Consider the following 12,979-nt stretch of genomic DNA (forward strand, 5'->3'; position numbering starts at 1 on the left):
CACGCACGCCTCCGCGTCGGCGCGCTGTGCCTCAAACGTACAACACTCTGAAGACGTCCGTCTACAAAGTGGCATAGGTTGCCGAGTCAGCCCGCCTTCTCCGACGCCGGCGCGTCCTGCTCGATGAGCTCGTCGACGTACGCCTCGGCCGCCCGCCGCAGCAGGCCGTGGGCCTCGAGGAAGGCGTCGTGGGCCTGGCGTCCGTGCCAGCCCGCCGGCAGCAGCTCCGGCGGCAGGTCCGGGTCGCGGAACGGGAAGTGGCGGTACTCGTAGACCAGGCGCATGCGCTCGGCCAGCGCTTCGGCGCCCGGCAGGGTTCCGGAGCGGTACCGCGGCAGGCGCGGACGCAGGTCGGCCAGCCAGGCGGCGTAGTCGCGGTCGAGGTCGGCGAGGTCCCAGGCCCGCGCGGCGATGTCGCGGTCCTCCTCGGGGCCGCCGGACTGCGACCGGAACACGTCCAGGCGCGCCGACGGCTCGCCGGCGAACGCCTCGCGCACCTGGTCCGCGCGGTCGTGCGGGCTCAGCCACACCGACGAGGACAGGGGGCCGAAGCCGAACCACGCCAGCTTCTTGCGCAGCTGCTCGCGCAGGGCGCGCTCGGACTCGGGCACGGAGTAGATGACCATGTGCCACTGCCCGTCCCACGGGCCGCGCACGCGGTCGAAGATGCGGTCGCGCCCTTCGTCGAGCATGTGCCAGGCCGTCTCGCTCAGCGCGTAGACCGTCTCCCGGCCTTCGCGGCGGCTGGTGAGCCAGCCTTCCTTGCGCAGGCGGGTGGCGACCACCCGCACCGTGGGTTCGGGGATGTCGAAACACGCCATCAGGGCCACCAGGTGGCGCAGCCGGGCCTCCCCGCCCCGGTAGCGCAGGTAGTCGCCGAACAGGTCGAACATCAAAGAGCGGGCTTTCACCGACCACCTCCGTCAACGAGCTCGTCTTCAGTATGGCATGTGCCACGTTTTGAAGACGATCGTCGAATAAGTGTCCTATTTGGGGAGCGGTCGGCTGTCAGTGGTCCTGGCTGGCGCCGAGCACCCCGAGCACCCCGAGCACCCCGAGCAGCGCGAGAACTCCGGGCTGTTCTGCAGCAGCGTGTCGACCAGTGCGCGGGCTCGCGCGTCGCCTCGCCGCACCAGGGCCGCGCGCAGGTCGGCGGCCAGAATCCGGGATTCCTGGGCCTGGTCCTCGGGCGGGTAGGCGGCGCGGGCGTCAGTTGAGGTGAACCACCGGTAGACGGCGCTGCGGTCGGGTCCGTCGAGCCGGGTGTGGTCGCCGAAGACGGCGGTGGCGAGGGTGTTTTGTGCGAGGACTTCGCCGAGGTCGGTCTTGACTTGGGCGGGCATGTCGTGGAGGCGGTCGAGGAGGCTGAGGAGGACGGGGGAGACGTGGTCGTCGGCGAGGAGGTGGTCGGGTGGGGTGTGTCCGGCGAGGCGGAAGAGGTGGTCGCGTTCGTCGAGTGTCAGGCGTAGTGCGCGGGTCAGGCCGCGTAGGACGGAGGGGGTTGGTTGTGGGGCGCGGGCTTGTTCGAGGCGGGTGTAGTAGTCGGTGGAGATGCCGGCGCGGGTGGCGACCTCTTCGCGGCGCAGGCCGGGGGTGCGGCGCTGCGTCGCGGACACGATCCCCACCGCGGCCGGGGTGAGTGCCTCGCGGCGCACCCGCAGGAAGTGGGAGAGCGGTCCGGAATCCATGGGCCCAGTGTCCCCCGGGGCACCGTCGGTCAGCCAGGGATCGGCGGTCCCCGGGAAGAGCTCGCTCTGCTTGGGTGTCCGTCCGCATCGGACAGTGGTGAGTGAGGGGCCGGAAGCGCCCACCCACCACGACGGAGGAGTACGTCATGACCGAACACGACACGAGGACCTGGTTCCTGACCGGGGCGTCGCGCGGACTGGGCGCTTCGTGGGCGCAGGCCGTTCTGGAGCGCGGCGACCGGCTCGCGGCGGCGGCCCGGGACGCCGCGTCGCTCAAGCCGCTCGTCGACAAGTACGGCGACCAGGTGCTGCCACTGGGCTTCGACGTCCAGGACGCGACGGCCGTCCGGGAAGCCGTGGCCACGGCCGAGGTGCACTTCGGTGGCATCGACGTGCTGGTGAACAACGCCGGCCACATGCTCATCGGCGCCGTGGAAGAAGTCACCGACGAGCAGGCCCGCGCCCAGATGGACACGAACTACTTCGGTCCACTGTGGACCACCCGGGCCGTCCTGCCGGGCATGCGTGCCCGTGGCCGGGGCCGGATTCTCCAGGTTTCCTCGCTCGGCGGGGTTGTCGCGTACCCGGCGCTCGGGCTGTACCACGCGTCGAAGTGGGCGCTGGAGGCGATCAGCCAGTCGCTCGCCGCCGAGGTCGCGCCCTACAACATCAAGGTGACGCTCATCGAGCCGATCGTCTTCCCCTCGGGACTGATGAGCTCCTCACCCCAAGCCCGCGAGGACGCCGCCTATGCGCATGCCCGCCAGGCCCTCTTCTCCGGCGCCGCGCACATCGTCCCCGGCGACGTCACGGCCACCGGCCGGGCCGTGCTGGAACTCGTCGACGCCGAAGAGCCGCCGCTGCGGGTCCTGTTCGGCGTCGGAGGCTTGGACGAGGTGCGCGCTGAGTACGCGCACCGCCTCGAAGGCTGGGAGAAGTGGGACGACGTTTCGCGAATGGCCCACGGTTCCTGACCGGCACTGCCACGGGTACGCCGGATCGTTCACGCGGGCAGGGCGTCTCCGGGGAATCCGTGGCACGGGTGGACCTCGCAGTGCATCATCCCGGCTCGCACGCAGGGGTCTTCGGCCATGATCTGCGCGGCTTCTTCGGCCGGCACGGTCATGATCGCGACGCCGGCCACGGTGTCGGAGGCGACCGGGCACAGGATCGCGATCACTCCGTCGGCGCGCAGCGACACCATCCGTCGCTGGTGTTCGAGTTCGATGGCGTCCGCGCCGGCGGTGGTCCGCTCCGGTCCCCACCGGAGGAGCGCCACGCTGTAGGGCTTCGCGGTCGCTGCCAGGGCCTGGATTTGTTCGTCGGTCACGGTCGTGCTCATGAGGTCTCCCTACTTCTCGATGTGCTCGGCCAGCGAGACGATGATTCCTTCGGGCCCGCGGACGTAGGCCATCCGCCACACGCCTTCGTATTCGGCGATGCCGCCCACGAGGCCGTAGCCGGCGGCCGCGGCGTGGTCGACTGCGGCGTTGACGTCCTGCACCTCGAAGGCGATGTTGCGCAGGCCGAGCTCGTTGGCCGGCGCGGCGGGCGAACCCGGCAGGTGGTCCGGCCGGGTGAAGCTCGAGAGCTCCAAGGTCGTCCCTCCGCCCGGCGCTCGCAGCATGACGATCTCGGTGCGGGCGCCCGTCATGCCGATCACCGTGTCCAGGAACTCGCCTTCGACGGCCATCTTCGGGTCGGCCTCCAGCCCGAGGCCGACGAAGAACGCGGTCACGGCGTCGAGGTCGGCGACGGTGATGCCGACGTGGTCGAAGCGCCTTACGAAGGTGGCCGGAGCCGGTCGTGACGTCATGACGGCCACCCTAACGAGGCTCGACGACCGGTGAAGGCGCTTTCCGTCAGGGGCGCGGGCGCAGTCCCTCGACGACGATGTCGAGCAGGCGGCGCCAATCACCCGCTTCGCTGCGGATGGTCGCCGAGATCGACCCGACGATCATGTACACGTCCGCGACGGTGCAGTCGTCGCGGAGCGCGCCGGCTCCGCGGTCGCGCTCGATGAGCTCTCTGACGACGGCTTCGAGCCGGGCCTGGCTCTCGCCCCGCGGTTCGCTGGCCGCCGACCGCCGCGCGGCTTCGAGCGACGCCGACAGCCCGCGGTCGGCGGCCAGCACCTCGCCGACGTGCTGGAGGTAACCGGCCAGCGCGTGCCCGGGCTCGGCGCGGAGCAGGCGGGTGCGGGCGAAGTCCTCGATCTCGGCGAAGCGCAGTTCGGCCGCGGCCTCGATGAGGTCGCCCTGGGTGGGGAAGTGCCGGTACACGGTGCCGACGCCCACCCCGGCCACGCGGGCGATCTCGGGCAGCTGCACCTCGTCACCGCGCTCGGCGAGCAGCGTACGGGCCGCCGCCAGGATGCGGGCTCGATTGCGGCTGGCGTCGACCCTCGGCTTGCGCGCCGGCGAGCTTGACATCGGCGATCCTCCCGTGCGTACACTCGGTGAATAAACGGATTAGGACTCCGGTTCCGATTATGACACGATGGGGGCTGACCAGCCATGTCCGGTGATCGTTTCCTGCTGCTCGAACCCGGCGAGGCCCGGCCCGGGCGCGTGCCGTTGCCGCCCGCGTTCGCGGCCAAGGCGCTGACCGGGGACACCGAAGGCCGCTTCTCACTGCTGGAGGTCGTCCTCGCCCGCGACATCCCCCGGCACACCCACCACCTCGCCGACGAGTGCATCTACGTGCTGGACGGCGAACTCGGCGTCGACTTCGACGACCGCCACCTCACCGCGACCAAGGGCACGTTCGTCCTGCTGCCGCACGGAATCCCGCACGCCCTGCGCGCCGTCTCGGCACCACCACCGCGCGTCCTGCAGATCTCCTCCCCGGGCGGCTGGGAGTGCTACCTGGAGGACCTGTTCGAAGCCGGCCCCTCGGTACTGACCGACGGGGCGCTGGATCCACGGAAGGTCAACCCGATCGCGGCCAGGTACGAGATCCGGTATGAGGAACCGGCGTAGTGGGGCGGATTTGTTGACGGCCGGCAAAGGCGGGAAGCAGTACGAGGCGCCGCTCTTCGCCGCCCGCCGACAGCGGGCCACCGAGATCGCTCTCAGACACGCCGAGCTCGGCTTGCGGCAGCAGGACCGTGACCAGGAGCAGCAGAAGCGGGTCACCGACGCGACCGAGGCCGACGCGGACGCGCGCCGGATCACCGAGCTGTACACCACGGCGGCTGCGCAACTCGGCTCGGACAAAGCTCCGGTGCGTCTTGCCGGTCTTTCTGCGTTGGAACGCCTCAACCAGAACAACCCGAGCCAACGGCAAACGATCGTCAACGTGCTGAGTGCCTACCTGCGCATGCCCTTCAGCATCCCCGGTGCGCCGGGTGATCGGCGACCTCATGCACCGGCTCGGCGCGCGGCAGATTTGCGGCGGGGCTCAAGGCAGCACACCGTGGCCGGATTCTCCAGCAGACGCCGCTCGGCGTACCCGCCGGCCGCGATGTGTGACGAGTCGACTGTCAGGGCGGTGAAAGTGCCCTCGCGGGCGCGCGCGGCGTGCTTACCGTGGGAGCGTGAACTTCTTCGCGCGGGCCCTGCTCGGATCCGGCCGGCTGCCCGGGGCGGTGCGGGCCGAGGTGCAGGGCGAGGGAGTCGTGTACCTGGCCGAAGGGCTCACCGGATCCGTGCGCTACCACGGTTATCGGGCGCCGGGGGTGTGGCGGTTCGGGGCGGTCGACGCGACGGCGGGCGCGCTCGTGGTGACGCGGCGGCGGTTGCTGGTGTGGCTCACCGGCGGTGAGCAGAAGGGCAGGCACCTCGACGTGCCGCTGCGCGAGGGGCGGCCCTTCGGCGTGACCGTCCGGGTGGGGGAGCGGCGGCTGGTGCTGGGGTACGAGCCGGCCACTTTCCACGCCGATCGCGGCGGCCGCGTGGAGGTGCGGTTCAAGACCGCCGAGGCGCCGAGGATCGCGGCGCTGCTCGGGGTGCGCTGAACCGCGGATGCGTCCGCGCGCCGGGCCTGTGCGAACGCATCCGGCAAGGGCGTCAGCCCAGTTCCTCGACCAGCCCGATGATCACACCCGCCGGACCGCGGACGTAGCAGTAGCGGCAGTAGTCCTCGTACCGCGCGATCTCGCCGACGAGCTCGGCGCCGTGGGCGCGCAGGCGGTCGAGGGTGTCGTCGACGGAGTCGATGACGAAGGTGAGGCGGGGGATGCCCGGGACGTTGACCGGAGCGCGCGGCGCGGGCGCGGTGGGCAGCGGCGAGCGGAACGCCGACAGCTCGATGCGGCCGCCGCCGTCCGGGACGCGCAGGAAGGCGAGGTCGGCCCGGACGTCGTCGAGGCCGACGAGCTGGTTCACCCATTCGCCCTCGACCTTGGTCTCGCCCTCCAGCTCCATCCCCAGTTCGACGAAGAACGCGACGGCGGCCGCGAGGTCCTCGACCACGAAGCCGGTGTGGTCGAATCGGCGGATCGTCATGGTTGCCTCCCGTGTCGCGCGGCCCTCGTGGCCGCTCGTGCCCCTGGGACGGAGCCCGCGGCGCGGCTCCGACATCGGCCGGCTGTGACCGCCGTCACGATCCTCTCATCTGACGCGAAGGCCCGGCTGCGCAGGCAGCCGGGCCTGGCGAGCGTCAGCGGACGAAGACCCCGATTCCGTTCGCGACCGAACGCTCGCCCGCGGCGTCGGTCGGGTGGTTGCGGACCGTGACGGTGTTCGCGCCGGGGTCGCGGGCCACGAGTGAGGTCGAACCGCCGCCGTCGAGGTTCACGGCGTTGGCGGCGCCGGCCTGCTGCAGGAGCTGGGCGACCTCGGGGGTGGTCATGCCGCCGCTGGTGCCGGGTTTCGCCTGCACCGCGACGAGGTACAGCGTGTGGCCGTCGGCGCTGAAGCCGGCGCCGGTGCGGACCGCGGCGGTCTTGGCGTCCTGGCCGGCGACCACGGTGCCGTCGCGCAGGATCGGGAAGCCGCCGATCGCGAAGCGGAACGGGACGCCGTGCCCGGTCGAGAGGGTGTACTGCGTCGTGACGTGCTGGCCGACCTGGAGCGTCCGCAGCGCGTCCGCGCCGCCTTCACGCCCGACCAGCACGGTCTCGTCGCGCGCGATCGCGCCGGCGCCGACGGTGCCGCCGACCGCGACGACCCGGTCGTGCCTGAGTGTCACCTCGGTCGTGTCCGTGCTGCACGCGGCGCCGCGGCTGGTGTCGGTGCCGCAGACCGAGCGGGCGCGGGACGTCGCGCCCCACGCGCTGGTGTAGGCGCCGATGCCGCCGACCGGGATCGCGTACTGGTTCAGGCCGCCGAGCGAGTACGTGGCCGACTTGATGCGGACGCTGCCCTCCAGGTGCGCCGTGCCCAGCCGCGCCACCCGGTCGACGCCGACGCCGAGCACGGCCTCCGTCGTGACCCCGGGCGGCATCCCGGGCCCGAACCGCTGCCCGTTCGGGACGGCGGCCTTGAGCACGCGCCGGTCGGCGATCTCGGGGCCGTCGGAGGAGTCGGTGAAGGCGACGCCGGGGTGCTGCGCCTCGGTGTTGTTGAAGAAGTCGCCGTTCACGCCGGCCACCGCACCCTGCGCGTTCGCCATCTGCGACACCGTCTGGGCCTGCGCCACCGCCGGCGGGTGCAGCAGGTCCACCGAGACGCGCGGGTTGCGCAGGTCGACGGTCAGCAGCTCACCCTGGATGGTCGCGGCACTCGCCGAAGCGGTCGTGAAAGACGAAAGCCGGACACCGGGCGCGACCTGCTGGCTGCCGGTCACGTCGAGCGCCGGGTCCGCGATCGCCGGCGCGGTCAGCGTCGTCGCGGCCGCGGCGGTCAGCGTCAGCGCCACCAACGTTCTGCGCAGTCTCATGGGCGGGTCCTTTCTTGCCGGAACGGGAGCCCGCCCACTCTTGCCGCCAGTGGTGACTCCGTCCGTCCGTGGCCGTGAACCCGGCATGAACACCAGGGGGGCTCCTGGTTCGAGTCCGGCGGGCAAGCGAGAAGCCCAGGCCGAGGGACCCGGGCTTCTTCACTGGCACTGACCGCGGAACTCAGCCGGCCGCCGCCGTGGCGTGATGGCCGAGCGCCGCCAGCGTGTGCGGGCGGTCCGCCGGGACGACGCGACGCCCGGATACAGCGCCGTCCAGCACGACGGGCAGCAGTACTGGCGGAACACCACACGCGCGTCGACGTAGTCGGCGTAGCTGCCGCCGTGCCACGTCATCGCGAACACCGCGCCCGGCGCGAGACAGGTCGACGCGTACTTCTGCCCGGGTTCCGGCACGGGCCCGAGTTCGTCCATTGTGGAAAGCGCCCTGGATCTCCTCGACGTCGGTGGTTCACTTTCCGGAAGTCTCCAGCCCGGCGAGGCGCTCTCAGGTGAAGTACAGCCTCGACGGCGCCGGATCCTGGTACACCCGCGGACTCCCGCCCGGCGTCGGATCGGCGCCGAAGCTGACGCCCTGGCCGGTGCGGACGCTGGTGAGGGTGAAGAAGCCGCTGAAGCTGGTCGGGTTGCCGACGGGGTCGAGGGCGGTGAGGGTGAACTCGTCGGCGTGGTCGGAGTTGTCGGTGGCGCACGTGCAGAGCAGCTGGTGGCCCAGCGGTGTGGTCGTGTCACTCGCGTGGAGGGGGCGGCCGGTGGCCTTGGCGGTCAGGGAGGTGCCGGCGCCGAGGAGGCCGAAGGACCACAGGTCGGCGTCCTCGACGGTGGCCGGGCGCGGGCGGTGGACGACCTCGAAGTTCGAGGGCGCGCCGGGGACGGGTTCGGTGCTCGCGTGGAGGCAGTCGTTGGTGGCGTCTTCGCGGACGTAGGCGCCGTCGGGGCCGGGCAGGCCCGCGCAGAGGTAGCCGGCGGAGGTGGCGAGGCGCAGTTGCTTGCGGACGGCGATGAGCTGGGCCGCCACGTCGGGCACGCCGAGGTTCGTCAGGACGGCGCCCATGCGTTCCAGCAGCGGGGTCAGCACTTCCTGCTGGGTTTTGCGGCCGAAGACCGTGTCGCGGTAGGTGCGGATCTGGTCCAGCAGCTGGGCGCGGCGGCCGGCGTCGTCGTGGACGAGGCGGGCCAGCAGGCCGCTGGTGCGGACCGTGAAGTGGCGTGAGGGCTGGAAAGTCTGGTCGACGCCCCACGGGATGAGCTTGAACTTCACGTTGCCCACGCCGGGCGCGGCGACGGCCTCGACGTCGTTGTAGGCGTAGGTGTTGTTCGTGTTGCCGGTGTAGCCGTCCCAGTGCTTGAGGAAGAACTCCATCGCGAACAGCTTCACGAACTGGTCGAGGTCGAACACTTCGGCGGCCCCGCTCAGGCCGTGGGCAGCGACGTGGTCGATGGCCAGGCGCAGGTCGGCCTTGTTCTCGAACTCCGAAAGGTCCTCCACGCCGATGAAGTCGAACCGGGCGTCGGTGAAGTCGTCCTTGTGCTCCAGCTCGTACAGATTTCCTTTCATGTTCCCGAAATTGCGCTCGATGTAGCGCGGCATGATCGGTTCGGCGCTCACGAAGACGCCGGGCGCGACCTGGCCGACGAGGGTGCCGTTCACGCGGACGCGCGCGAAATTGCAGCGGGAATGCGGCAGCCCGGCGAGCTCGAACAGCTTGTAGCCGAGCGGCTGGCGCAGGAAAGAGGAATCCTGCACGGAGTTGTTGAGCGTCAGGTACCGGGAGCCGACGAGGTTCGCGATCAGCGGTTTGTTGGCTTCGCGGAACTTCCCGAAATCGATGTGCAGGCACGGTTTGTCATTGTCGAACGAACCGCAGAACGACTTCTTCTTGATCCCCACCTCGGCGAACGACGTCCGCGCCGGGAACCGCGTCCCGGAGATCTCGACGGAAGTCGCCTTCCGCCAGGTGAAGCGGCTGCCGCCGGTCCAGTCGAAGTTGCACCGCCCGCCGGCCGGCTCCTCGGTGCGCACCGCGTCCCAGTCGGACTGGGGCATGGTGATGTCGACCGTGAGCACGTTGTCGATTTCGTACAGGGAATCGAGTGCCTGCTGCTCCTGAACGCTCATCGTCCCACCTCCGCGACCCCTGGAGTGTACGGCTGGAAAAGCGCCTCTGTACTGGTCTGTCCACCGCTCCTACGATTGGGGTATGGCAGCGGTCGACGATCTCGTGGAGCTGGTCCAGCGCGCGGCGGCGGCCGAGAAGAACGCGATGGCGGCGAAGTGGAAGGACGAGGACGACGTGCGCCGCATGATCGGCAAAGCACGCGCGGCCTCGGAGGAACAGCGGCAGGAGATGCGCCGCGACGTCGATCCCGCGCGGCTGTCGCCGGAATGGGCGCGGCTGAGGCAGAACCACGTCGACGCCGACCCGCAGGAAGACCAAGCGGGGGTCCCGACACCCGGAACTGTGACACACCAGGACGCCGCGCAGGCCGAACGCGACGGGGTGGCCGCCGTCGCGATCGCGCGGATGGCGTTGACCGACGCCGCGCGGGCCGTGCTGGAGGCGCGGCTGGCGCGCATCCGGGCGGGGGAGGACGAGCCGGACGCGGTGGCCGTCGACGGGCACGTGCCGCTGCACGGCAGCAACCCCGTGAGCCGCCACGGACCGGCGCTCGCGCACGGGCTCGTCGGTGAGATCCGGTACGTGCTCACGCGCAAGCCGCGCAAATCCGTCCGGGCGCTGGGGGTCGCGTTCGGCCTGGGCCTGCTGTACCTGGGGTACCTGCGGCTGTTCCGGTGGGACCAGGACCAGAAATGGCTGCCGTACCTGGGGTTGTGGACGATCTCGTACGTGATGGGCGGCGCCGTCTGCGTCAACGCGATGAGCTTCGACGCCATGCGCGTGCGGGCGGCGCTGGACACCGGGGCGCGCCTGTGGCACGTGCTGGTGATCAAGAACCTTGCGCTGGTGTGCATCGTCGCGCCGATCGGCTTCGCGCTCAGCGCCCTGCTGGCCTGGCGCGCCGGGGAGTTCGGGGCGTTCGCGCGCGCGTGCACGCTGGTGGTGTGTTTCATCCTGCTGTGGCTCGGTGTGGGCAACGTGCTCTCGATCGCGCTGCCGAACCGCGACGAACCCCTGTTGAAGCGCCGCAAAACGGGCACGCTCAAGCAGTTCCTGATCGCGCTCGGCGTGGCGTCCGCCGTCGGCTACCTGGTCAACTTCATGCTCGTCTGGCGCGTGCTCGCCGCGCGGGCGCTGACGGAACGGCTGGACGCGGTCGTGCTGCCGGCGATCGCGATCGTGCTGAGCTGCGTCGTGATGTGGGTGCTGCTGACGGTGTTCGCGATCGCGCTGGCGCAGCAGCCCGCGGTGCGCCGGCGGCTGCAGCGCGAGACCGCCGACTACCGCGCGAACGCCGAAGCCGAGGCCTACGCCGCCGAAGAACGCGCGGCGGCGAAACCGGTTTCGCCGGCGCCTTCGTGATCCCACCCGGTGCGGGTGAGGTGCCGGGCGGCCGGATGACGGCATGCTCGCGGCCGAGCAACTCGGGAGGAGACCGGCCATGGCCTCGCACAACGACGCGCCTGTCGACCTGTACATCGCCGCCTACTCGGACCCGGACGCGGCCCGCGGTGACTGGGCCGCGCTCAAGCAGCTGGCCCACGAGGACGTGATCAAGGTCAAGGGCCTGATCCTCGTCAGCCGCCACGGCGACGGCAAGATCCACGTCGACGACGACTTCCACACCACCCGCAAGGGCGCCACTTGGGGCGCCGTCGGCGGCGCGGTCGTCGGCTTGATCTTCCCGCCGTCGCTGCTCGCCGGCGCGCTGGTGGGTGCCGGCCTCGGCGGCGGGCTCGGCGGGCTGCTGTCGCACGCGGAGAAGAAGGCGATCAAAGCCGAGGTGGAGGACACGCTGCCACCGGACAGCTCGGGGATCGTCGCGCTCTTCGAGGAACGCTGGGTCGTCGAGGTCGACAAGGCCCTCCTGCACGCGGCGAAAGTCACGAAGGAGAAGGTCGACGGCGACAGCGCCGAGCAGGTGACGGCAGCGGCCTCCGCGGTCAAGGGCAAGGAGTAACGACCGTCCACACGGGCCGGCCGCCCGGACGGGATCCGGGTCGCCGGCCGGTTGCCGCTGCCGTGGGAGCTTCCGCCTCGCTGGTGGGTGTTTTTGTCTTCTGGCCGGGCCCGCGGGCGCGGCGTAGTCCTGGTCGTAGACAACCGGTCTACTACCTGAGGACGGAAATGATGGGCAGCAACAGCGGGCAGAAGGTGGCCGTGGTCACCGGCGCGTCGCAGGGGTTCGGTGCGGGGATCGTGGAGGGGTACCGCAAGCTGGGCTACGCGGTGGTCGCCACGGCGCGCTCGGTCGAGGAGTCCGGTGACGCCGGCGTGGTGGCGGTGGCGGGTGACCTCACCGACCCGGCGACGTCGGAGCGGGTCGTGGCCGCGGCGATCGAGCGGTTCGGCCGGATCGACACGCTGATCAACAACGCCGGGGTGTTCGCGGCGAAGCCGTTCACCGAGTTCACGGCCGAGGACTTCCAGTGGCTGGTGTCGGTGAACCTGGGCGGCTGGTTCGCCGTCACCAGCAAGGTGCTGCCGCACATGCTCGAACAGGGCGGCGGGCACATCGTGCAGATCACGACCAGCTTCGTGGACCACCCGGTGGCGGTGGTGCCGGCGTCGGTGTCCATGCTGACCAAGGGCGGCCTGCAGGCGGTGACGAAGTCCCTGGCCGTGGAATACGCGGGGCGCGGGATCCGCGTCAACGCCGTCGCCCCGGGGATCCACAAGACGGCGCTGAACCCGCCCGAGACCTACGCCGAGCGCGCCGGCCTGCACCCGCTGGGCCGCATGGGCGAGGTCAGCGACATCGTCGAAGGCGTGCTGTACCTGGAAAACGCGTCGTTCGTCACCGGCGAGATCCTCAACGTCAACGGCGGCCAGAGCGCGGGTCACTGACCGACGCCGCAACCGGGGCCGCGGACATTCGTTCGTCCGCGGCCCCGGGGCGTTCTCTTCGAATCCACAAGGGACAGATGTCCCCGACCGTCATTCCACGATCCTGGACACGTGGTAGTGGCTGATCAACCAGTCGCCCCTGGCCTGCTGGAGCAGGATCACGGTCAGGTGAAACCGGAGCTCGGTGCCGTCGGGGCGGGTGAACACCGGATCGACGTAGGCGGAAAGCACGCCCTGGGCGAGGGGGCGGATTTCCCGGATCTCGTAAACGACCGTCAATCCGACGGGCTGTTCTTCGTAGTATTCCTCGACGCCTTTCCGCCCGACGGAATAGCCGGGGTGCGCGCCCTGGAAGAGGGCGTCTTCGGTGAAGTAGTTCGCGACCTCGTCAGGTCGGTGCGCGTCGACGCCGTCCTTCCAGCCGTCGAGAACCCGGGTGATGACCGTTCGGTAGTCCATCTTGACCTCGGCAGATTCGCTCAA

At 70.7% G+C, this 12,979-nt stretch carries 16 protein-coding genes; 6 read left to right on the top strand and 10 right to left on the bottom strand.

Annotated elements, in window-relative coordinates; genetic code table 11:
• Window positions 1-86 precede the first annotated feature (86 nt).
• Both ACFY1H_RS32095 and ACFY1H_RS32100 read right to left on the bottom strand, forming a co-directional pair.
• Window positions 87-911: a PaaX family transcriptional regulator C-terminal domain-containing protein gene (locus ACFY1H_RS32095; RefSeq protein ID WP_366582685.1), complete on the bottom strand. Its 825-nt coding sequence runs from the start codon at window positions 909-911 to the stop codon at window positions 87-89.
• 75 nt (window positions 912-986) lie between these two features.
• Complete coding sequence (locus ACFY1H_RS32100) at window positions 987-1,688, bottom strand: helix-turn-helix transcriptional regulator (RefSeq protein ID WP_386952633.1); 702 nt, start codon at window positions 1,686-1,688, stop codon at window positions 987-989.
• 146 nt (window positions 1,689-1,834) lie between these two features.
• Between ACFY1H_RS32100 and ACFY1H_RS32105 the strand changes: the two genes are divergently transcribed.
• The gene (locus ACFY1H_RS32105) at window positions 1,835-2,662 is read left to right on the top strand and encodes an SDR family NAD(P)-dependent oxidoreductase (RefSeq protein ID WP_386952636.1); all 828 of its coding nucleotides are present in this window, start codon (window positions 1,835-1,837) and stop codon (window positions 2,660-2,662) included.
• A gap of 29 nt (window positions 2,663-2,691) precedes the next feature.
• Here ACFY1H_RS32105 and ACFY1H_RS32110 read toward each other — a convergent pair whose 3' ends face one another.
• Genes ACFY1H_RS32110 through ACFY1H_RS32120 form a run of 3 tightly spaced genes read right to left on the bottom strand, consistent with a single transcriptional unit; the run spans window position 2,692 to window position 4,120 of the window.
• A complete protein-coding gene (locus ACFY1H_RS32110; RefSeq protein WP_386952639.1) occupies window positions 2,692-3,030 on the bottom strand; it encodes a hypothetical protein in 339 nt (112 codons plus the stop codon).
• A gap of 9 nt (window positions 3,031-3,039) precedes the next feature.
• A complete protein-coding gene (locus ACFY1H_RS32115) occupies window positions 3,040-3,504 on the bottom strand; it encodes a VOC family protein (RefSeq protein ID WP_386952642.1) in 465 nt (154 codons plus the stop codon).
• A 46-nt stretch (window positions 3,505-3,550) separates the two neighbouring features.
• Window positions 3,551-4,120 (bottom strand): TetR/AcrR family transcriptional regulator, encoded by a 570-nt coding sequence (locus ACFY1H_RS32120; protein ID WP_386952645.1) that lies wholly within the window; start codon window positions 4,118-4,120, stop codon window positions 3,551-3,553.
• 84 nt (window positions 4,121-4,204) lie between these two features.
• Here ACFY1H_RS32120 and ACFY1H_RS32125 point away from each other — a divergent pair, with 84 nt between their 5' ends.
• Both ACFY1H_RS32125 and ACFY1H_RS32130 read left to right on the top strand, forming a co-directional pair.
• Window positions 4,205-4,669 carry a cupin domain-containing protein gene (locus tag ACFY1H_RS32125; protein WP_386952648.1) on the top strand — a complete coding sequence of 155 codons (465 nt, stop codon included), beginning with the start codon at window positions 4,205-4,207 and terminating at the stop codon, window positions 4,667-4,669.
• 557 nt (window positions 4,670-5,226) lie between these two features.
• Window positions 5,227-5,646 (top strand): hypothetical protein, encoded by a 420-nt coding sequence (locus tag ACFY1H_RS32130; protein WP_366582797.1) that lies wholly within the window; start codon window positions 5,227-5,229, stop codon window positions 5,644-5,646.
• A gap of 52 nt (window positions 5,647-5,698) precedes the next feature.
• Here the strand turns inward: ACFY1H_RS32130 and ACFY1H_RS32135 are convergent, their stop codons facing one another.
• The 4 genes from ACFY1H_RS32135 to ACFY1H_RS32150 all read right to left on the bottom strand — a co-directional run bounded on the left by ACFY1H_RS32135 (window position 5,699) and on the right by ACFY1H_RS32150 (window position 9,648).
• Window positions 5,699-6,136 (bottom strand): VOC family protein, encoded by a 438-nt coding sequence (locus ACFY1H_RS32135; protein WP_366582692.1) that lies wholly within the window; start codon window positions 6,134-6,136, stop codon window positions 5,699-5,701.
• Window positions 6,137-6,290: 154 nt separating this feature from the next.
• Window positions 6,291-7,511 carry a phosphodiester glycosidase family protein gene (locus ACFY1H_RS32140; RefSeq protein WP_386952652.1) on the bottom strand — a complete coding sequence of 407 codons (1,221 nt, stop codon included), beginning with the start codon at window positions 7,509-7,511 and terminating at the stop codon, window positions 6,291-6,293.
• A 159-nt stretch (window positions 7,512-7,670) separates the two neighbouring features.
• Window positions 7,671-7,943, bottom strand: a complete 273-nt coding sequence (locus ACFY1H_RS32145) for a hypothetical protein (RefSeq protein WP_386952655.1) — start codon at window positions 7,941-7,943, stop codon at window positions 7,671-7,673.
• A 73-nt stretch (window positions 7,944-8,016) separates the two neighbouring features.
• Window positions 8,017-9,648, bottom strand: a complete 1,632-nt coding sequence (locus ACFY1H_RS32150) for a CotH kinase family protein (protein WP_386952658.1) — start codon at window positions 9,646-9,648, stop codon at window positions 8,017-8,019.
• 82 nt (window positions 9,649-9,730) lie between these two features.
• Here ACFY1H_RS32150 and ACFY1H_RS32155 point away from each other — a divergent pair, with 82 nt between their 5' ends.
• From ACFY1H_RS32155 to ACFY1H_RS32165, 3 genes are all read left to right on the top strand, one after another.
• A complete protein-coding gene (locus ACFY1H_RS32155) occupies window positions 9,731-11,011 on the top strand; it encodes a hypothetical protein (RefSeq protein ID WP_386952661.1) in 1,281 nt (426 codons plus the stop codon).
• Window positions 11,012-11,090: 79 nt separating this feature from the next.
• Window positions 11,091-11,609, top strand: a complete 519-nt coding sequence (locus tag ACFY1H_RS32160) for a DUF1269 domain-containing protein (RefSeq protein WP_366582697.1) — start codon at window positions 11,091-11,093, stop codon at window positions 11,607-11,609.
• A gap of 170 nt (window positions 11,610-11,779) precedes the next feature.
• Window positions 11,780-12,496 carry an SDR family oxidoreductase gene (locus ACFY1H_RS32165; RefSeq protein ID WP_366582698.1) on the top strand — a complete coding sequence of 239 codons (717 nt, stop codon included), beginning with the start codon at window positions 11,780-11,782 and terminating at the stop codon, window positions 12,494-12,496.
• A 90-nt stretch (window positions 12,497-12,586) separates the two neighbouring features.
• Here ACFY1H_RS32165 and ACFY1H_RS32170 read toward each other — a convergent pair whose 3' ends face one another.
• Window positions 12,587-12,955: a YybH family protein gene (locus tag ACFY1H_RS32170; RefSeq protein WP_386952666.1), complete on the bottom strand. Its 369-nt coding sequence runs from the start codon at window positions 12,953-12,955 to the stop codon at window positions 12,587-12,589.
• Window positions 12,956-12,979: the final 24 nt, after the last annotated feature.

It is taken from the genome of Amycolatopsis sp. NPDC001319, assembly GCF_042896185.1.
Taxonomy (GTDB): Bacteria; Actinomycetota; Actinomycetes; order Mycobacteriales; family Pseudonocardiaceae; genus Amycolatopsis.